Source organism: Clavibacter nebraskensis NCPPB 2581 (genome assembly GCF_000355695.1).
Taxonomy (GTDB): domain Bacteria; phylum Actinomycetota; class Actinomycetes; order Actinomycetales; family Microbacteriaceae; genus Clavibacter; species Clavibacter nebraskensis.
The window spans coordinates 114,254-131,957 of the sequence record NC_020891.1 but is presented as its reverse complement, the minus strand read 5'-3'; the positions used below and the strand labels follow the sequence as shown (position 1 = coordinate 131,957).

Sequence of the window (17,704 nt, the reverse complement as noted above, 5' to 3'; positions counted from 1 at the left end):
GCCCTCCCGCCCGCGTGCGGGAGGAGGGAGAGTGGAGCATGACCGCACCGATCCGCATCGCCGTCCTCGACGACCACCAGGGCGTCTCCGACGGGCTCGCCGACTGGGGATCGATCCCCGGCGCGACCGCCACCGCGTTCCGGGAGCACCTCGGATCCGCCGAGCAGGTGATCGCCGCGCTCCAGCCCTTCGACGTGGTGGTGGCCATGCGCGAGCGCACCCGCTTCGACGAGGCCGTGCTCTCCTCCCTCCCCGCGCTCCGGCTGCTCGTGACCACCGGGCGCGCGAACGCCGCCATCGACCTGGCGGCGGCGGCGCGCGCCGGGATCCTCGTCTCGGGCGGCGCCACCGGCGGCACCTCGGGCGCGGCCGAGATCACCTGGGCGCTCATCCTCGCCGCGCTCCGGCACGTGCCCGAGGAGGACCGCCGCGTGCGCGACGGCCTCTGGCAGGGCACCGTCGGCGGCGACCTCCAGGGCCGGCGGCTCGGGATCGTCGGGCTCGGCGCGATCGGCTCCCGCGTCGCCCGGGTCGCGCTCGCGTTCGACATGGAGGTGGCGGCCTGGAGCCGGCACCTGGATCCGGAGCGGGCGCGCGGCCTCGGCGTGATCCCGGTGGGCAAGGACGAGCTGGTCGCCACCGCCGACGTGCTCAGCGTGCACGCCAAGCTCGACGCGTCGTCCCGCGGGCTCATCGGGGCGAGCGACATCGCCGCGATGAAGCCCACGGCGATCCTCGTGAACACCGCGCGCGGACCGCTCGTCGACGAGGCCGCGCTGCTCGCCGCCCTGCATGCGGGTCGGATCCGCGGCGCCGCCCTCGACGTCTTCGACCGCGAGCCCCTGCCGCTGGACTCGCCCTGGCGGTCCGCGCCGCGCACGGTGCTCACGCCGCACCTCGGCTACGTGACGGAGGACACCTACCGCCGGTTCTTCGCGGAGGCGCACGAGAGCGTGGCGGCGTGGGCCGCGGGGGCCCCGATCCGGCTGCTCGGCTGATCAGCGCCGGGCGGTCCTCTCCGTCGCCCCGCCGGATCCCAGCACGAACCGCACCAGCCGCGTCACGCTCTCGGCGTGGTCGGCCTTCCGTCCGAGCACGCGCAGCACGATGACGCCGAGGATCGCCTGGCCGAGCTCCTCCACGGGCGCGTCGGCGGGCAGCTGGCCCGCGCGGATCCCCGAGGCCAGCCGCTCGGACAGGCCGCGGTCGACGCCGAGGCTCGAGCCGAGGTGGTCGCCCACGGCCTCGTCCTCGGCGGCGGCCGCCACGAGCGAGCGGACGAGCGGGCCGCCCGCCGGCGCGTCGAGCACGGCCAGCACGTCGGTGAGCCAGCGCTCGATGTCGGCGAGGAGGTCGCCCGTGTCGGGCACGGCGAACTCCACCGGGATCAGGCGCCCCTCGGTCATGCACTCGGCGATGAGCGCGCCGCGCGACGGCCACCACCGGTAGATCGTCTGCTTGCCGACGCCCGCCTCCTTGGCGACGCCCTCGATCGTGAGGTGGTCGTAGCCGACGGCGTGGATGAGGCGCACGGTCGCACCGAGGATCGCCTCGCGGGCCGCCTCGCTGCGGACCCGCCCGGTTCGGTGCTCGTTCACCAGCACAGGGTAGCGGCAGAAACTAGACGAGACGTAGCGTATCGTCGAAACGTCTGAGGGAGATGACATGGCGTCAGTGCTGTACCGGCTCGGTTCGATGGCCGCGCGTCGCGCGTGGCTCGTGATCGTCTCGTGGGTGGTGATCCTCGGGATCGGCGTGGGCTCGTTCCTCGCGTTCGCCGGCACCCTCGGCAACAGCTTCGACATCCCCGGCACGGCGTCCGGCGCCGTCACCGACGAGCTCGCGCAGACGCTGCCCGACACCGCGGGCGGCACCGGCACGGTCGTCTACCGGACCACCGACGGCTCGGCCTTCACCGACGAGCAGAAGGCGGGCATCTCGGCCCTCGCCACGAGCGCAGGCGACCTGCCGGGCGTCGCGCGCGTCGTGGATCCCTTCGCCGTGACCCAGCAGCGCGCCGACCAGGCCGCGCAGCTGACCAGCGGCGACGCGCAGATCACCGCGGGCCGCAGCCAGCTCGACGCCGCGCAGCAGCAGCTCGACGCCGGGAAGGCGCAGCTCGACGCGGGCCAGCAGCAGCTCACCGCCGCGCGCCAGCAGGCCGAGGCCGCGGGCGCCCCGGCCGCGCAGATCGCCGCCCTCGACGCGCAGCAGGCCCAGCTCGACCAGCAGACCCAGGCCCTCCAGCAGCAGCAGGCCACGGTCGACGCGAATCGCACGCAGCTCGAGTCGGGCGCCGAGCAGGCCGAACTCGGCCGCACGCTCCTCGGCCTCACGGACGGCATCGGCGTCGTGTCGACGGACGGCTCGACGGCGATCGTCAACGTCTCCTTCACGGATCCGCGCCTCGAGCTCTCCGAGGAGACCAAGGAGTCCGCGATCGCGCACTTCCAGGACTCCCACGTCGCCGGCACGAGCGTCGACTTCGCGACCGACCTCGCGCAGGGCGTCCCCGAGATCTTCGGCATCGGCGAGGTCATCGGCCTCGTGTTCGCGGCCATCGTGCTCATCGTGATGCTCGGCACGCTCATCGCGGCGTCGCTCCCCATCGTCACCGCGGTGGTCGGCGTGGGCGTCGGCGTCACGGCGTCGCTCGCGTTCTCCGGGATCGTCGACATGGCGTCGGTGACCCCGGTGCTGGGCGTGATGCTGGGCCTCGCGGTCGGCATCGACTACTCCCTCTTCATCGTCAACCGACACCGGAAGCAGATGCTCGCGGGCACGGGCGTGCGCGAGTCGATCGGGCTCGCCAACGGCACGTCGGGCACGGCGGTCGTGTTCGCGGGATCCACCGTGATCGTCGCGCTCCTCGCCCTCAACGTCACGGGCGTGCCGTTCCTCGCGCTGATGGGCACGGTCGGCGCGGTCTGCGTGCTCGTCGCCGTGCTGGTCGCGATCACGCTGACGCCCGCGGTGCTCGGCCTCGCCGGCACGCGCGTGCTGCGGAAGCGCGACCGCGCCCGCGCGTCGGCCGCCGACCCGGCCCGCCCGCAGGAGGGCACCGCGGCGCTGAAGCCCATGTCGAACGCGCGCGCCGTGCTCACGGTGCTCGGCACGGTCGTCGCCCTGCTCGTCATCGCGATCCCGAGCCTGTCGATGCGGCTCGGCCTGCCCGACGGATCCAGCGAGCCGGCCGGATCCACCAGCCAGCGCGCCTTCACCACGGTCGCCGACGAGTTCGGCGAGGGCGCCAACGGCCCGCTGCTCGTGGTCGCCGACGTGCCGGCCGGCGTCGCGGACGATGCCCTGCTCGCCACGCAGGTCGAGGTCGCGCAGGCGCTGCACGACCTCGACGACGTGGTCGCCGTGGCGCCCGTCGCGAACACCGACGACGGCACGGTGCTCGCGTTCCAGGTGCTCCCGCAGGAGGGCCCGAACAGCGCGTCGACCGAGCGGCTCGTGCAGGACATCCGCGCGCTGCCCGAGCTCGACGGCGGCATCACGCTCGGCGTCGCCGGCCAGGCCGCCACCAACATCGACATCTCCGAGGCGCTGGCCGCGGTGCTGCCGCTCTACCTGCTCGTGGTCGTGGGCCTGTCGCTGCTGATCCTGATCGTGGTGTTCCGCTCGATCCTCCTGCCGCTCATCGCGACCGGCGGCTTCGTGCTGTCGCTCTTCGCGACCTACGGCCTCATCGTCGCGGTGTTCCAGTTCGGCTGGGGCGCGGGGCTCATCGGGCTGGAGAGCCCGGGGCCGATCCTGAGCTTCCTGCCGGTGATCCTCGTGGGGATCCTGTTCGGCCTCGCCATGGACTACCAGCTGTTCCTCGCGAGCGGCATGCGGGAGGCGTACGTGCACGGCGCCGAGGCCCGGCTCGCGGTGGTGCAGGGCTTCCGGGCGGGGCGCGCGGTCGTCACGGCGGCGGCGCTCATCATGGTGTCGGTGTTCGGCGGGTTCGTCTTCTCGGAGTCGACCATCATCCGGTCCATCGGCTTCGGCCTCGCGTTCGGCGTGCTCCTCGACGCATTCGTGGTGCGCATGCTGCTGATGCCCGCGCTCATGCGCCTGCTCGGCCGCTCGGCGTGGTGGCTGCCGCGATGGCTCGACCGGATCCTCCCGGACGTCGACATCGAGGGCGCGGCGCTCGAGGGCACGCACCCGCACGCGTCGGCGGCGGCGGATCTCCCGGCCGGCCTCCCGGCGGACGGCGGGCACGGCGCGCACGCGGCCCCGCCCACCGCGTCCACCATCCAGGCGGAGACGGCGGCGGCCCCGCGCGACTGAGCGCCGCCCGGTATCGTCGGAGCGGGCTCGCCGTCGTGCCCGGGAGGCGAGCACCATGACCACGTCCGATCGCCGACCGGGGGCCGCCGACGCACCCGCATCCGACCGCCTGCCCGTCGTCGTGGTGGGCGCCGGCGTCATGGGCGCCCTGTGGATCCGGATGCTCGCCGACTCCCCGCACGCCGCGCTCGTGGGCGTCGTCGACCTCGACGTGCCGCTCGCGGAGTCCGCCGTGCGCGCGGCGGGGCTCGACGGGATCGCCGTGGGCGCGTCCGTCGCCGAGGTCGCCGCGCGCTCCGGCGCCCGCGCCGTGGTGAACGTGACCGTGCCGCAGGCGCACCGCGTCGTCAACTACGAGGCGCTCCGCGCGGGCCTGCCGGTGCTGTGCGAGAAGCCGCTCGCGCCGACGGTCGCCGAGGCGCTCCGCCAGGTCGCCCTCGCCGACATCACGGGCGGGCTCCTCATGGTCAGCCAGTCGCGCCGCTACTTCACGCACCTCACGGCGTTCCGCGAGGCGGTCGCGCAGGTCGGCCCGCTCGCGGTCGTGCACGCGCAGTTCCTGCACGAGGATCACGAGCCCGGCTTCCGCGAGCAGATGGCGCACCCGCTGCTCGTCGACATGTCCATCCACCACTTCGACCAGCTCCGCTACGCGACGGGCGAGGAGCCGGTGGCCGTGCGCTGCAGCTCGTGGAATCCGCCGTGGAGCTGGTTCGCGGGCGACGCCGCCGCCACCGCCGACTTCGAGCTCGCGTCCGGCGCGCGGTTCGCCTACGTCGGCAGCCGTTGCACGCCCGGCATGCCCACCTCGTGGAACGCCGACTGGCGCGCGTACGGCGAGCGCGGCGCGGCGCACTGGGACGGCGACGACGTCGTCGTCCTCGACGTCCCGGGCGCCCGGTTCGACGTGCCCGCGCACCCCGAGGGCATCGCGGCGTCGCTCGAGGAGTTCGTCGGATCCCTCCGCACGGGCACCACGCCGCCGACGGAGGTGCGGCACAACGTGCTCAGCCTGGCGATGGTGGAAGGCGCGATCCGCAGCAGCGAGCGGGGCGGCGAGCGCGTCGTCATCGCCGACCTGCTCGAGGACGCGCTCGCGCAGGCGATCGCCGACGAGCGGAGCCCCGACGTCGCCGACCTGCTGCGCTCCTGGACGAGCGCCGCGGACGGCATCCGCACGCCGGCCTGGGGATCCGCGACCGCCACCCGGTGACCCGCGGCCCCGCGTGCGGCGCCGTCCCATCCCGCCGCGGCAGGCTGGTCGGCGACCGTTCCTCCCCTCCGTCTCGACAGAAGGAAGCCCGATCATGAGCGACAGCACCGCGACCGCCGCCGGCAGCACCGCCACGGCGATCCCCAAGCCCGAGCACCCGCGCCCGCAGTCCACGCGCCCGGACTGGCTGAACCTCAACGGGCCGTGGCAGTTCGAGCGCGACCGCGGCGACAGCGGCCTCGAGCGCGGGCTCCTCGTGCGGGACCTGGCGGAGGAGATCCTCGTGCCGTTCGCGCCGGAGTCCAGCGCGTCGGGCATCGGCGACGTCGACTTCCTCACGGCGGTCTGGTACCGCCGCACCGTGCGGATCCCCGCGGGCTGGAGCGGCCGCCGCGTCCTCCTCCACTTCGGCGCCGTCGACCACGACGCGACCGTGTGGGTGGGCGGCGAGGAGGTCGCCCGGCACCGCGGCGGCTTCACGTCGTTCACGGCGGATCTCGGCGTGCGGGCCGACGAGGAGGAGCTGACCATCGTGGTCCGCGCCCGCGACACCCGCGACGAGCCGCAGGCCCGCGGCAAGCAGGCCACCTGGTTCGAGAACACGTCCTGCTTCTACACGCGCACCACCGGGATCTGGCAGACGGTGTGGCTGGAGCCCGTGCCCGAGGCGCACATCCGCTCGGCGCACATCGAGCCGCAGCGCGCCGACTCCTCGTTCACCGTGACGCCGGAGCTGTCGCACCGCACGGCGGGCCTCGCGTTCGAGGCCGTGCTCGCCGACGCCGCGGGCGAGATCACGCGGGCGCAGATCCCCGCGGGCGACATGGGTGCGCGCGTCACGCTCCGCATCCCCGCGGATCGCGTGCGCGTGTGGTCGCCCGAGGATCCGCACCTGTACGACATCGCGCTGCGCCTGGTCGACGCCTCGGGCGACGTCGACCACGTGGTCGACGAGGTCGCGTCCTACGGCGGCCTCCGCTCCATCGCGATCGACGGCCGCGACGTGCTCCTCAACGGCCGCCGCGTCTTCCAGCGGCTCGTGCTCGACCAGGGCTACTGGCCGGACACGCTCATGACCTCGCCCGACGACGCCGCGCTCGTCCGCGACATCGAGCTGTCCATGGCCGCGGGCTTCAACGGCGCGCGCCTGCACCAGAAGGTGTTCGAGAAGCGGTTCCTCTTCCACGCCGACCGGCTCGGCTACCTCGTATGGGGCGAGTTCGGCGACTGGGGCGCGGGCGGCGGCCTCGGCAAGGACGCGCAGCAGCCGACGGCGTCGTTCATCACCCAGTGGATCGAGGCCGTGAAGCGCGACCGCTCGCACCCGTCGATCGTCGGCTGGTGCCCGCTCAACGAGACGTACCAGGCGATCCACGACCGCATCACGCAGCTCGACGACGTGACCGCCGGCATGTACCTCGCCACGAAGGCGGCGGATCCGTCGCGTCCCGTCCTCGACGCCTCCGGCTACTCGCACCGCGTGCGCTCCTCCGACGTCTACGACTCCCACTCCTACGAGCAGGACCCGGACGCCTTCCGCCGCGAGCAGGCGGGCCTCGCCGACGGCCGCCCGTTCGTCAACGAGCTCCAGGGCCGCGCGATCTCCGTGCCGTACGCCGGCCAGCCGTTCTTCCTCTCGGAGTACGGCGGCATCTGGTGGAACCCCGACGAGATCGACCGCCCGCAGGACGCCTCCGACGACCCCGCGCGCGCCGTCTCCTGGGGCTATGGCGAGCGCGTCGCGAGCGTGGAGGAGTGGCACGCCCGGTTCCGCGGCCTCACCGAGGTGCTGCTCGAGGATCCGCTCATGTTCGGCTACTGCTTCACGCAGCTGACCGACACGTTCCAGGAGCAGAACGGCATCTACGACTTCCACCGCCGCCCGAAGTTCGACATCGCGCGCATCCGCGAGGTGCAGGAGCAGCGGGCGGCGTACGAGGCACGGGACGACGCGTGAGCTGCAGCATGGACTTCCGAATACGTTCCGAATAGAGTGGATCCATGTCCCTCCTCCACGGCTCCCGCACCACGACCCGCCGCTCATCGGACCTGAGCAAGCACTCGGCGGACGTGTTCGCGGAGGCGGAGCAGCACCCGGTCCAGGTCACCCGTCGGGACGGGGAGACCCTGGTGCTGATGTCGCAGAGCGCAGCGGATGCAAATTCGCAGCTCCTCCAGTTCGCGGCCGACCTCATCACCGTCACGCTGGACGACGAAGGTTCCCTGTCCTCTCGCATGGCCCAGCGGTTCCCGTGGATGCTCGCCCTCTCGGCCACCGATCGCGAGACCTGCTCGCGCGAGCTGGTCGACGCCGCGCGCGCCTCCTTCTCCACCGGTCAGCCCCACCTCGCCATCGCCGAGCTCACCTCCTGGCGCGAGAGCGCGACGGCCATCGCCGCAGGGCTCGCGTCCTCGCCGGTCGAGTGGCTCGCGCGTCCGACGCCGGTCGAGCGCCCCTGACCGTGGCGAAGGACCCTCAGGTCCCGCGGCCGACGAAGAGGTCCGAGTACACGATCGTCTTCGCAACCGAGAGCGCGCGGAAGGGGTGGCAGGACCTGGCCGCGACGATCCGCGGACCGCTGGCGGACACGTGGGACTTCCTCACCAGGACTCCGATGGAGCGCACTCCGACCAACTACCCGCTCAAGGGCGGGGAGCTCGGGATCATCACGCGCGCGGGTGCGCGCCACGTGCGCTGGCAGCACAAGCCGACCGCTCGGGGCGATGCCCGCATCTGGTTCTACGTGGAGGGCCAGACGGTCCTCCTCGAGCAGGTGCACACGAAGCACCCGAACCAGACGAAGTAGCGCCCCCTACGACGAGAGCCCGCCCCCGCGATCCACACAGACCTCGGGGGCGGGCTCTCGTCTCGGACGCAGGATCACCCGCGCCCCGCCCGCATCACCTCCCGGCGAGCGACCCGCCGATCCCGCCGACGCTGAAGTACTTGTTCAGCAGGGCGAAGATCAGCACGGGCGGCAGCATCATGATGACCGCGACCGCCATCACCGAGCCCCAGTCGGCCGCGTTCTGCTGGAAGAACGTGTTGAGGCCGATGGGGAGGGTGTACTTCGTGAAGTCCTGCAGGAACAGGAGCGCGATGAGGTAGTCGTTCCAGGCCAGCAGGAACGAGAAGATCGCGGTCGAGAGGATGCCCGGAAGGGAGTTCCGCAGCACGACGTGGACGAAGCCGCTGAACACGCTCGCGCCGTCCATCCACGCCGCCTCCTCGAGGGTGATGGGGATGGAGTCGATGTACGCCGCCATCATCCAGATCGCGACCGACATGGTCGAGCCGATGTAGATGATCGCCACGCCCTGCAGCGTGTTGATGAGGCCCATCGCCGAGAACGTGATGAACAGCGGGATCGCCGCCGTCACCACCGGGAGGGCCTGCACCACGAACAGCACGAGCGAGTACCCGGAGACGAGCTTCGAGCGCGAGCGGCTGAGCACGTATCCGGCGGGCGCCGCGATCACGACCGAGACGACGACGGTCACGAGCGCGACGATCAGGCTGTTGCCGAGCCAGATCACCACGTCGGTGCCGCCGAGCACGCGCTCGAAGTTCTCGAGCGTGAACCCGGTCGCCGTGGAGTTCTGCCCCGGCTGGGTGGAGAGGAACAGCACCGCGAGGATGGGCGTGATCACCACGAGCGTGATGACCGCGATGAGCAGGAAGCGCCACCACTGGCCCTTCCGCTCGCGCTGCTTCGCGGAGGTCCGCTTGACGTCGCCGACGGTCGCCGACGTGGCGCCGCCGACGGCGAGTGCCTGGCTCATTCGATGTCCGCCTTCTTGATCTGCCGGTACAGCAGCGTCGACACGATGACCAGCACGGCCGTCATCATGAAGGCCACCGCGGTCGCCGGGCCGGTCTGCAGGTTCTGGAACGCCTGCTGGTACGCCAGCACGATCAGCGACGTCGTCGCGTTCACGGGACCGCCCTGCGTGAGCAGGAAGATCGTCGGGAAGTCGTTGACGCAGAAGATCGTCATCAGCACCCAGCTGATGTACGTGGTGCGGGAGATGATCGGGAGGGTCACGCCGCGGAACGCCTGCCAGGCGCTCGCGCCGTCCATCTTCGCCGCCTCGTAGACGTTGGTGTCCACCGACGCGAGGGCCGAGGACATCATCATCAGCATGAACGGGAAGCTGATCCACACCTTGAAGACGCAGACCACGATCTGCGCCAGCACGGGGTCGCCGAGGAAGTTCGCGTCCGGGAACCCGAGCGTCTCGAGGATGATCGGCACCGGGCTCTGCGGCGTCGCCACCAGCCAGTTCCACGAGGTCGACGAGACGACCACCGGGACGATCCACGGCAGGAGCAGCAGCACCTTGAAGAGCCCGTTCGCGGGGATCCGGGTGCGCAGCAGCAGCGCGAGCGCGAGCCCCACGAGCCACGACCCGAACACCCCCACGACCGTGAACACGATCGTGAAGGTGGTCGCGTTGCGGAACGACTCCGAGGTGAGCACGTTCGCGTAGTTCTCGAACCCGACGAACGGCGTCTGCCACGGCAGCGTCGACGGCGTCCCCTGCTGGAGGGACTGCAGGAACGAGTACACGACCGGGTAGACGTTGAGCAGGATCAGCAGGAGGAGGGACGGCAGCGCGAACAGTGCCAGCGTCGTCCCCGCCCGGCCGAGCGGCGTCTTCCCCCGGGCCTTCCGCGGCGCGCTCGGCGGCCGACCGGGGCCGGCCACGCCGACGCCGCGGCGGGCCAGCCCGATCTTGTCGGCGACGCGGGTGTCGCGGGTGTCGACGGCCATCAGATCACCCCGTCCACGTCAGGGCCGCCGGGACGACGCGGGTCACGCGCCGGCCTCCAGCTCCTTCTGCAGGGTCTCGAGGGCGGCCTTCGCCGTGACCGTGCCCCCGAGGACGGCCTGCGCGAACGAGATCGTCGGCTGCGTGCCGTCGACCTTGGTCACGTTCTGGAAGACGGTGTTGGAGCCGGGGGCGCCCCAGGTCTTCGAGATGGGCTGCCAGTCGTTGAGGATCTTGGTGGTGTTCGCGTCGTCCGCGTACGCCTCCGCGGCGATCGACTTCAGCGGCGGCAGGCCGATGCCGGTCTGCTTCGTCCAGAGCGACTTCATGTTCTGGTAGTAGTACGTGAGGAACGCCTCGCTGTTCTCCTGGCTAGGCGTCGACTTGTACATCATGATGTTGTTCGGGAAGTAGAGCGCGCCCTTCTCGCCGCCGGGGCCCACGAGCGGGTCGCCGACCACCATCTGCGCCGCGGTCTCGGGCGTCACGTTGGCCGTGGCCCCCGCGCCGTCCCAGAACATGCCGAAGGTGCCGGCGTCCATCTGCTGGTAGGCGTTGTCGGAGGTGTAGGTGGCGCTGCGGGGGTCCACGTAGCCGTTCTTCACCATGCCGAGCACCCACTCGACCGCCTGGATGTTGGCGTCGGTGACCACGTCCGGGTTCTGGTCGCCGTCGAAGAGGCCGCCGCCGTTGTTGATCATGTGGGCGACGATCTGGTGGAAGCCGGTGAAGGCGCCGGCGCCCGAGCGGGTGCCGTAGCCGTAGACGCCGATCTTCTTGAGCGCGGCGCACGCGGCCTCGTAGGAGTCCCAGTCGGTCGGCACGTCGGCGCCGGCCTTCTCGAGGAGGTCCTTGCGGTACCAGTACATGCGCATGTCGAGGTTGTACGGGACGGCCGCGTAGCCGTTGGCCGTCTTCAGGGTGTCGACGAGGCCCGGGAGGAAGTCGTCGTAGATCCCGTTGCCCTTCCACGTCTCGATGAGGTCGTCCGCGTACGCGATCTTGCCCTGCGACTCGAAGAGGAACGCCGTCGTCCCGCCGCCCGAGCTCACGGCCGGGCCGTTGTTGGCGGCGACCGCGGTCGAGAAGGTCTGCGTGAAGTTGGCCCACTGGACCTGCTGGTAGCTCACGCCGCCCATGCCGCTCGCCGGCTTGTAGGCCGCGGAGATCGCCTTGTCCTCGGTGAGGAAGGCGGGCGCGCCCCAGGGCATGTTCCAGAACTTGAGGGGCGCGGCGGCGCCCGATGCGCCGCCTCCGCCGCCGCTGCACGCGGCGAGGAGGCCGACGGCGGCGGCGCCGACGCCCGCGCTCAGGAGGGAACGTCGGGTGAGGCCGTTGCCGAAGGCGCTGGATGACTGCTGTGGCATTTCTGACTCCGTTGTCCGGTGGTGCTGTGTGTGGTGGAAGGGAAGGGGCTGGGTCTAGGGGCGCGCGTCGTCGGCGAGCGCGGGCGCGGCGGCGAGGAGGGCGCGGAGGTCGGCGACGTCGTCGGGGACGCATCGGCCGTGGGCGGCGTCGCGGGCCAGGCGCATCGCGGTGCGGTGGCCGGACTCGAAGACGACGGGGAGGTCCTCGCGGCCGGCGGCGTCCGTGACGCTCGCGCGTCCGGGTGCGGCCGTGCCCGGCGCGGGGAGGGCGACGTGCGCGGCGCGGTCGCCGACGACGAGCCGGAAGGTCGCGCACGCGTGGGCGTGGGCCGTGACGACCGCGCTCACGATCATGTGCACGCCCGAGGCGGTCCGTCCCGTGAGCATCAGGTGGTCGGGCGTCTCCGCGAGGGGCGCCAGCTCCGTGAGCGGGGATCCGACGAGCGTCTGCGCGGTGAGGGCGAGCGCGCGGGCGGCACCGGCGAGGTCGTCGGTGGCCGCGACGGTGGCGCGCGCCTCGAACAGGGCGCCGGGGGCGGCGAGGCGGTGGATCCGCGGGGCGACCCGGCGGACGGCCTCGTCGTGCCGCCACGGCACGTCGAGCACGACGGGGACGCCCGCCGCGACGAGGTCGGCGAGGTCGGCGTCGTCGGCGGGACCGGGATCCATCACGAGGAGCGCGCGGGCACCGGATCGGGCGGCGTCCGTCGCGCGGCCGGGCCAGCCCGCGTCGCCGGCGACCACGACCACGTCGCCCGCGTCGTCGGTGCGGCGGAAGGACTCGGGCAGCGAGGCGAGCGTCGCGACGGCCGCGTGCGCGCCGGTCGCCGAGGCGCCGCCGTCGATGCGGAGGGTGAGGGCGCTCATGCCGCGACCTCCGTCCGCGCGGCGTCCGCGTCGGATCCGGCCTCGGTCGCCGCGGGGACGACGCCGCCCGCCCGGATGATCGCCGCGCTCTGCTCCGCGATGTCGGTCGCCAGGTCGAGGTCGGCGAGCTGGGCGTGCATCGCCACCGGGGCGGCGCGGCCCGTGACCACATCGTGCACGTGCTCCCACTCGCCGACGTAGCCGTTGTCCGTGTACGGGCCCCAGCCGGTGGTGCCGCGGGCGTCCGTGAGGGTGGCGGTGCTGGATCCGGCGTGCACGTAGGAGAGCGAGAAGTCGAGGTGGAGGGAGCGGTCGCGGGCGACGGCGTCGAGGGTCCACTCGGGGTCCCACGAGGCGCCGCCGATGCCGTGGATCTCGAGCACGCTCTCGCCCACCATCGCGACGACCTCGTAGCCCCAGGGCCGGAGGGCGCGCGCGCTGATCACGCGCGGCCGGGCGTCGGGCAGCAGGCGGCGCGCGAGCGGGAGGTCGTGGATGGCGAGGCCGAGCACGCCGCCGATGACGGCGAGCGCCTGCGCCTCGAGGTCCGGCTCGCCCGCGACGCGAGGTGCGGGGCGGCCGACGATCTCGGTGGCGGAGTCCTCGGAGTCGGGGTTCGGCGGGATGACAGCCGAGATGCGGACGGTGTGCGGCGCGCGGCCGGAGGCGTCCCAGGCGTCGGCCGCGGCGATCCACGCGGGGTCGAACGCGTGCATCGTGCCGACGATGACGGGGACCCCATGCTCGGCGGACGCGCGGGCGATGGCCCGGCCCTCCTCGGCGGAGACGGCCAGCGGCTTCTCGCAGAGCACGGCGCGCTTGCCGGCCCGGCACGCGGCGATGACCTGCTCGGCGTGGAAGCGGTTCGGGCTGCCGATGACGACGACGTCGACGGCGGGATCCTCGATGAGCGCGTCCGCGTCGGTCGAGTGCCGGGCTCCCGCGCGGGCGGCGACGCGCTCCGCGACGTCCGCGTCGACGTCCATCACGTGGACGACGCGGAACCGGTCTGCCATGCGCGCCAGGGTCGGCAGGTGGATGGCCTGCCCGACCGGCCCGGCCCCGACAAGGCCCACACCGAACACCTCTTCGCCCACGACGCCCTCGTCCCTAGCAATGACCACCGTGGCACGAACACTGACGAGTCGTTTACGGTTGAGTCACTGTACGTCCGGGTCCACGCAGGCACAAGAGGGAGGATCACGGGGATGACCGAGACGGATCAGCACGCCGCGGCCCGTGACGCACCCTCCGCATCCCCGGGCGAGCGGGTCTCCGGGGCTTCCGCCGAGCAGGCGACGGCGGTCCGCGGGCCGTACTCCACGGGCGTGCGGCGGCGGGCCGAGATCGTCGCGGCAGCCGTCCGGGTGTTCGGCGTCCGCGGCTACGGCGCCGCGACCATCAAGGAGATCGCCGACGAGGTGGGCGTCTCGCCCGCGGCCGTGCTCCGCTACTTCCGCAAGGAGGAGCTGCTGACGGAGGTGCTCCGGCAGTGGGACCGGCAGCAGCCGTTCGTCTCCGAGGCCGCCCCGGGCCTGCCCGCGCTGCGCGCCTTCGTCGACCTGATGCGCTACCACGTGGAGCACCGCGGCTTCCTCGAGCTGTACCTGACGTTCGCGACCGAGACCAGCGACGCCACGCATCCGGCGCACGAGTACATGCGCGGCCGGTACGCGCGCACGATCGCGCAGATCCGCCGCCGCATCGGCGAGGCGGTCGCGCTCGGGCAGGTACCGGCGATGGACGACGCGACGCTCGACTACGAGGCCGCGTGCTTCCTCGCGATCCTCGACGGGCTCGAGATCCAGTGGATCCACAACCCGGCGATCGACCTGCCCGCCCTCGTGGGCGAGTACGTGGAGCAGTCGATCGCGCGCTGGCGCGCGGGCGCCCGGGCGTCGGTCCCGCCGGGCTCGGCGAGCTGGGACTGAGGCCGACGGTCAGCGGCGCCGCGTCAGCGCCCGCCGCCCGCCGCCGCCTTCAGGCCGCCGTCGAGGAACGCGACGATCCAGCCGAAGCTCACGTCGATGTCGGTCGCCAGGGAGAGAGCGACTGGGCGCCGGGGAACAGGCCCAGGGCAGGCACGAGCGCGAACGCGTCCCGTCGTCGCAGCCGACCACCGTCGTCACCTCGTAAGCGTCAGCCATGCTTGCGCACCCGGACCCGCTCCGGCAGCTTCTCCTCGACCATCAGCCGGCCTCGCTCGGTCCCGAACGGATCGGTGGCGACGACCACGGCGTCCATGAGCCCCAGGACGCGAAGCACTCGGAGCGTGATCTCCAGGCTGGTGCCCTGGCCGTTCTCGAGCTTGCTGATGGTCTGCTGCGTCGTCCCGGCGCGCTCCGCGACCATCTTCGCCGTCAGACCGAGCAGCTTCCGTTGGGTGGCGAGGTTGCGACCGACGGTGCGCATCGCTCTCGTGACGGGGGGAGGCGTGGGCGGCATGTCCTCACATTAGATCAATCACGCTTCAACTAGAAGCCTTTTCCGTCATGCAGGGTGGAAGCAAAGGCTCGCACGGCCGCGTCGGACCGCGGCGGCGCCCCCACGCCCGCGCGTCGCCGCTAGTGCGCCGCGACGCCCTCCGGCAGCGGCTCCGTCGGACGCCGCACGAAGAAGGACGCGACGATGGCGGCGAGCGAGATGAACCCGCCGATCATGAAGGCCGCCTGCACGCCGGCCGCGGTGGCCGTGACCTCCGACTGGCCCTCGGCGAGGCCGGCGACCGTCGTGGTGGTGAGCACCGTGACGAACAGCGCGGTGCCCGCGGCGCCCGCGAGCTGCTGCATCGTCGAGACGGTCGCGCTGCCGTGCGAGTAGAGGCGCGGCGGCAGGGATCCGAGGGCCGACGTGAGCAGCGGCGTGAACATGAACGCGAGGCCCGCGTTGAGCACCAGGTGCACCGCGATGACCCAGCCGATCGACGTGCCCTCGTGCAGCATCGTGGTCATGCCCCAGAGGGCGATGCTCACGACGACGGCACCGGGGATCACGAGCGGGCGCGGCCCGACACGGTCGAAGAGACGGCCGACGATGGGCGACAGGATCGCCATGAGCGCGCCGCCCGGGAGCAGGAGCAGGCCGGTCTCGAGCGTGCCGAGCTCCAGCACGTTCTGCAGGTAGAGCGGCAGGACGATGAGGCTGCCGAACAGCGCCATCATGCTGACGCTCACCATGATCATCGCGACCACGAACGGGCGGCTGCGGAAGGTGCGCAGGTCCATGAGGGCGCGGTCCTGGCGCTGCAGCGCGATCTGGCGGGTGATGAAGGCGGCGAGCGCGAGCACGCCGACCGTGATCGGGATCCACAGCGGCAGGGGCGCGTCGCCCTCGGCGGACTCGCCCAGGCTCGAGAGGCCGAAGATCAGGCCGCCGAACGCGAGCGTGGAGAGCACCACCGAGAGGATGTCGAACGGCAGCTTCCGCGGGGTCGTGAGGTTGGTGATCCTCCAGAGGCCGAGCGTCAGCGCGACGAGCGCGATGGGCAGCACGATCCAGAACATCCAGCGCCACGACAGCGAGCTGAGGATGAGGCCGGACACCGTCGGGCCGATCGCCGGGGCGACCGCGATGACGATGGAGATGACGCCCATGAGGCGGCCGCGGCGCGCGGCGGGCACCAGGTTGAGGACGGTCGTGAACAGCAGCGGCATCATGATCGCCGTGCCGCTGGCCTGCACGATGCGGCCGATGAGGAGCACGCCGAAGCCGGGGGCGATGGCCGCGATGAGCGTGCCGAGCGAGAACAGCGTCATGGCGGCGCCGAAGACCTGGCGCGTGGAGAAGCGCTGCAGGATGAAGCCGGTCGCGGGGATCACGACGGCCATCGTCAGCATGAAGCCGGTCGTGAGCCACTGCGCGGTCGCGGTGGTGATGTCGAGGTCGGCCATGAGGCTCGGCAGGGCGACGCTCATGATCGTCTCGTTGAGGATCACGACGAAGGCGGCGACGACCAGCAGGCCGATGACGAGCGGGGCGCCGTGCGGCAGGCGCTCGTCCTCGGGGGCGACGGCCCGGTCGGACGCGGCGTCGCTCGCGCGGGGGATGGTCGACTCGGCGGGCGGCGTGGCGTCGCGCCGGGTGTCGGCGGAGGGCGGCGTGCTCATGGGGGTTCTCCGGGGGAGTGGAAGGCGGGGCGCGCGCGACGGTGCGGGGCCGGGGAGATCCGGATGTCAGACTCGGACCATGTGGCAGTCTATGACACGAATGGTGGATCCGGCAGGTCGGATCCGCAGGAGGCGGAGGACGACATGAGCGCAGCGAGCGACCCGGCGGACGCGGCCGGCACGGGCGCGACCGGCGCGACCGGCCTCCGCGAGCGGCGCCGCATGGCGACGACCACCGAGATCAGCGAGGCGGCGCTCGCCCTCTTCGAGCAGCGCGGCATGGCGGCCACCACGATCCACGACATCGCGCAGGCCGCGGGCGTCTCCGACCGCACGTGCTTCCGCTACTTCCCGAGCAAGGAGGAGTCGGTCCTCACGCTCCACCCCGTGTTCGACGCGCCGCTCGACGCGTGGCTCGCGGACGTCGACCGCGGATCCGCGCCGCTCCCCCAGCTCGAGTCCGTCTACGAACGCGTGCTCGCGACCCTCGACGGCGACCTCTCCGCCATCGCCCACCAGCAGCTGCGCGTGCGCCGCCTCATGGCCGCCGAGCCGCAGCTGCGGTCGACCGCGGTCTCCCTCGACGCGACGCGCTCGTGGGAGCTGGCCGAGCGCATGACGACGGCGTTCGGCGGCCGCATCACGGCCCAGGAGGCGCGGCTCGTGACCGAGTTCGCGGGCGTCGCGGTGCGCGCGGCCTTCGACGAGTGGGCGGATGCGCGCACGGCCGGCCTCGACGCGACCCTCGTCGCGTCCTACGCGGCGGTGCGCCGCCGGCTGCGCGCCATCGCGGGCACGGGCGCGGCCTGACCCTCCCGACCGCCTCGAGGCGGCCCCGACCCCTCAGCCGAACGCCCGCCGCGAGGCGATCTCCGCGCCCTCCACCAGCGCGCCGAGCTTCGCCCACGCCACGTCGGTGGCGACGAACTCGTAGCTCGCGAAGGTCGAGAGGCCGCAGTCGGTGCCGGCGATCACGCGGGTCGGGTCTCCCACGGCGTCGACGACCTCGAGGATCCGGTTGGCGATCACCTGCGGGTGCTCCAGGTAGTTGGTGGTCACGCGGCGTCCATTCCCACGTCCCGGACGGCGCGTCC

General features: G+C 72.5%; 17 protein-coding genes. 8 read left to right on the top strand and 9 right to left on the bottom strand.

What is annotated here, in order from left to right:
• The first annotated feature begins 38 nt into the window (after positions 1–38).
• Positions 39–998 (top strand): D-2-hydroxyacid dehydrogenase family protein, encoded by a 960-nt coding sequence (locus CMN_RS00640; RefSeq protein ID WP_015488936.1) that lies wholly within the window; start codon positions 39–41, stop codon positions 996–998.
• Here the strand turns inward: CMN_RS00640 and CMN_RS00635 are convergent, their stop codons facing one another.
• A complete protein-coding gene (locus tag CMN_RS00635; RefSeq protein WP_045929045.1) occupies positions 999–1,598 on the bottom strand; it encodes a TetR/AcrR family transcriptional regulator in 600 nt (199 codons plus the stop codon). It abuts the gene before it with no gap.
• Between the two features lie 67 nt (positions 1,599–1,665).
• Here CMN_RS00635 and CMN_RS00630 point away from each other — a divergent pair, with 67 nt between their 5' ends.
• The 5 genes from CMN_RS00630 to CMN_RS00610 all read left to right on the top strand — a co-directional run bounded on the left by CMN_RS00630 (position 1,666) and on the right by CMN_RS00610 (position 8,304).
• A complete protein-coding gene (locus CMN_RS00630) occupies positions 1,666–4,284 on the top strand; it encodes an MMPL family transporter (protein WP_015488934.1) in 2,619 nt (872 codons plus the stop codon).
• A 55-nt stretch (positions 4,285–4,339) separates the two neighbouring features.
• Positions 4,340–5,497, top strand: coding sequence for a Gfo/Idh/MocA family protein (locus CMN_RS00625; protein ID WP_015488933.1), 1,158 nt, complete (start codon positions 4,340–4,342; stop codon positions 5,495–5,497).
• Positions 5,498–5,591: 94 nt separating this feature from the next.
• Positions 5,592–7,454, top strand: a complete 1,863-nt coding sequence (locus CMN_RS00620) for a glycoside hydrolase family 2 protein (protein WP_015488932.1) — start codon at positions 5,592–5,594, stop codon at positions 7,452–7,454.
• A 44-nt stretch (positions 7,455–7,498) separates the two neighbouring features.
• The gene (locus tag CMN_RS00615; protein ID WP_015488931.1) at positions 7,499–7,957 is read left to right on the top strand and encodes a hypothetical protein; all 459 of its coding nucleotides are present in this window, start codon (positions 7,499–7,501) and stop codon (positions 7,955–7,957) included.
• Between the two features lie 2 nt (positions 7,958–7,959).
• Positions 7,960–8,304: a hypothetical protein gene (locus CMN_RS00610; protein ID WP_015488930.1), complete on the top strand. Its 345-nt coding sequence runs from the start codon at positions 7,960–7,962 to the stop codon at positions 8,302–8,304.
• A 94-nt stretch (positions 8,305–8,398) separates the two neighbouring features.
• Here the strand turns inward: CMN_RS00610 and CMN_RS00605 are convergent, their stop codons facing one another.
• From CMN_RS00605 to CMN_RS00585, 5 genes are read right to left on the bottom strand one after another with little or no spacing between them, the layout of a single operon-like run.
• Positions 8,399–9,280 carry a carbohydrate ABC transporter permease gene (locus tag CMN_RS00605; protein ID WP_015488929.1) on the bottom strand — a complete coding sequence of 294 codons (882 nt, stop codon included), beginning with the start codon at positions 9,278–9,280 and terminating at the stop codon, positions 8,399–8,401.
• On the bottom strand, positions 9,277–10,272 hold the full coding sequence (locus CMN_RS00600; protein WP_015488928.1) for a carbohydrate ABC transporter permease: 996 nt from the start codon (positions 10,270–10,272) through the stop codon (positions 9,277–9,279). The genes CMN_RS00605 and CMN_RS00600 overlap by 4 nt, the downstream gene beginning before the upstream one ends.
• A 42-nt stretch (positions 10,273–10,314) precedes the next feature.
• On the bottom strand, positions 10,315–11,637 hold the full coding sequence (locus CMN_RS00595; protein ID WP_015488927.1) for an ABC transporter substrate-binding protein: 1,323 nt from the start codon (positions 11,635–11,637) through the stop codon (positions 10,315–10,317).
• Between the two features lie 54 nt (positions 11,638–11,691).
• A complete protein-coding gene (locus tag CMN_RS00590) occupies positions 11,692–12,504 on the bottom strand; it encodes a hypothetical protein (RefSeq protein WP_015488926.1) in 813 nt (270 codons plus the stop codon).
• On the bottom strand, positions 12,501–13,601 hold the full coding sequence (locus tag CMN_RS00585; RefSeq protein WP_015488925.1) for a Gfo/Idh/MocA family protein: 1,101 nt from the start codon (positions 13,599–13,601) through the stop codon (positions 12,501–12,503). Before CMN_RS00585 ends, CMN_RS00590 begins: the two co-directional genes overlap by 4 nt.
• Positions 13,602–13,712: 111 nt before the next feature.
• On the opposite strand from CMN_RS00585, the gene CMN_RS00580 reads away from it, so the two are divergent.
• Complete coding sequence (locus CMN_RS00580) at positions 13,713–14,435, top strand: TetR/AcrR family transcriptional regulator (protein WP_015488924.1); 723 nt, start codon at positions 13,713–13,715, stop codon at positions 14,433–14,435.
• Between the two features lie 208 nt (positions 14,436–14,643).
• On the opposite strand, the gene CMN_RS00575 is transcribed toward CMN_RS00580, so the two are convergent.
• The gene (locus tag CMN_RS00575; RefSeq protein WP_227077708.1) at positions 14,644–14,916 is read right to left on the bottom strand and encodes a helix-turn-helix domain-containing protein; all 273 of its coding nucleotides are present in this window, start codon (positions 14,914–14,916) and stop codon (positions 14,644–14,646) included.
• Between the two features lie 152 nt (positions 14,917–15,068).
• Positions 15,069–16,610: a DHA2 family efflux MFS transporter permease subunit gene (locus tag CMN_RS00570; RefSeq protein ID WP_015488922.1), complete on the bottom strand. Its 1,542-nt coding sequence runs from the start codon at positions 16,608–16,610 to the stop codon at positions 15,069–15,071.
• Between the two features lie 144 nt (positions 16,611–16,754).
• On the opposite strand from CMN_RS00570, the gene CMN_RS00565 reads away from it, so the two are divergent.
• Positions 16,755–17,420 carry a TetR/AcrR family transcriptional regulator gene (locus CMN_RS00565; RefSeq protein WP_015488921.1) on the top strand — a complete coding sequence of 222 codons (666 nt, stop codon included), beginning with the start codon at positions 16,755–16,757 and terminating at the stop codon, positions 17,418–17,420.
• Between the two features lie 33 nt (positions 17,421–17,453).
• Here the strand turns inward: CMN_RS00565 and CMN_RS00560 are convergent, their stop codons facing one another.
• The gene (locus tag CMN_RS00560; protein WP_041465184.1) at positions 17,454–17,669 is read right to left on the bottom strand and encodes a hypothetical protein; all 216 of its coding nucleotides are present in this window, start codon (positions 17,667–17,669) and stop codon (positions 17,454–17,456) included.
• Positions 17,670–17,704: the final 35 nt, after the last annotated feature.

Excerpts from the sequence above, each read along its gene's own strand:
- CMN_RS00615 (WP_015488931.1), top strand. The coding sequence starts at position 7,499 with ATGTCCCTCCTCCACGGCTCCCGCACCACGACCCGCCGCTCATCGGAC.
- CMN_RS00595 (WP_015488927.1), bottom strand. The coding sequence starts at position 11,637 with ATGCCACAGCAGTCATCCAGCGCCTTCGGCAACGGCCTCACCCGACGT.
- CMN_RS00575 (WP_227077708.1), bottom strand. The coding sequence starts at position 14,916 with ATGCGCACCGTCGGTCGCAACCTCGCCACCCAACGGAAGCTGCTCGGT.
- CMN_RS00565 (WP_015488921.1), top strand. The coding sequence starts at position 16,755 with ATGAGCGCAGCGAGCGACCCGGCGGACGCGGCCGGCACGGGCGCGACC.
- CMN_RS00590 (WP_015488926.1), bottom strand. The coding sequence starts at position 12,504 with ATGAGCGCCCTCACCCTCCGCATCGACGGCGGCGCCTCGGCGACCGGC.
- CMN_RS00640 (WP_015488936.1), top strand. The coding sequence starts at position 39 with ATGACCGCACCGATCCGCATCGCCGTCCTCGACGACCACCAGGGCGTC.
- CMN_RS00605 (WP_015488929.1), bottom strand. The coding sequence starts at position 9,280 with ATGAGCCAGGCACTCGCCGTCGGCGGCGCCACGTCGGCGACCGTCGGC.
- CMN_RS00570 (WP_015488922.1), bottom strand. The coding sequence starts at position 16,610 with ATGAGCACGCCGCCCTCCGCCGACACCCGGCGCGACGCCACGCCGCCC.
- CMN_RS00625 (WP_015488933.1), top strand. The coding sequence starts at position 4,340 with ATGACCACGTCCGATCGCCGACCGGGGGCCGCCGACGCACCCGCATCC.
- CMN_RS00620 (WP_015488932.1), top strand. The coding sequence starts at position 5,592 with ATGAGCGACAGCACCGCGACCGCCGCCGGCAGCACCGCCACGGCGATC.
- CMN_RS00580 (WP_015488924.1), top strand. The coding sequence starts at position 13,713 with ATGACCGAGACGGATCAGCACGCCGCGGCCCGTGACGCACCCTCCGCA.
- CMN_RS00630 (WP_015488934.1), top strand. The coding sequence starts at position 1,666 with ATGGCGTCAGTGCTGTACCGGCTCGGTTCGATGGCCGCGCGTCGCGCG.
- CMN_RS00600 (WP_015488928.1), bottom strand. The coding sequence starts at position 10,272 with ATGGCCGTCGACACCCGCGACACCCGCGTCGCCGACAAGATCGGGCTG.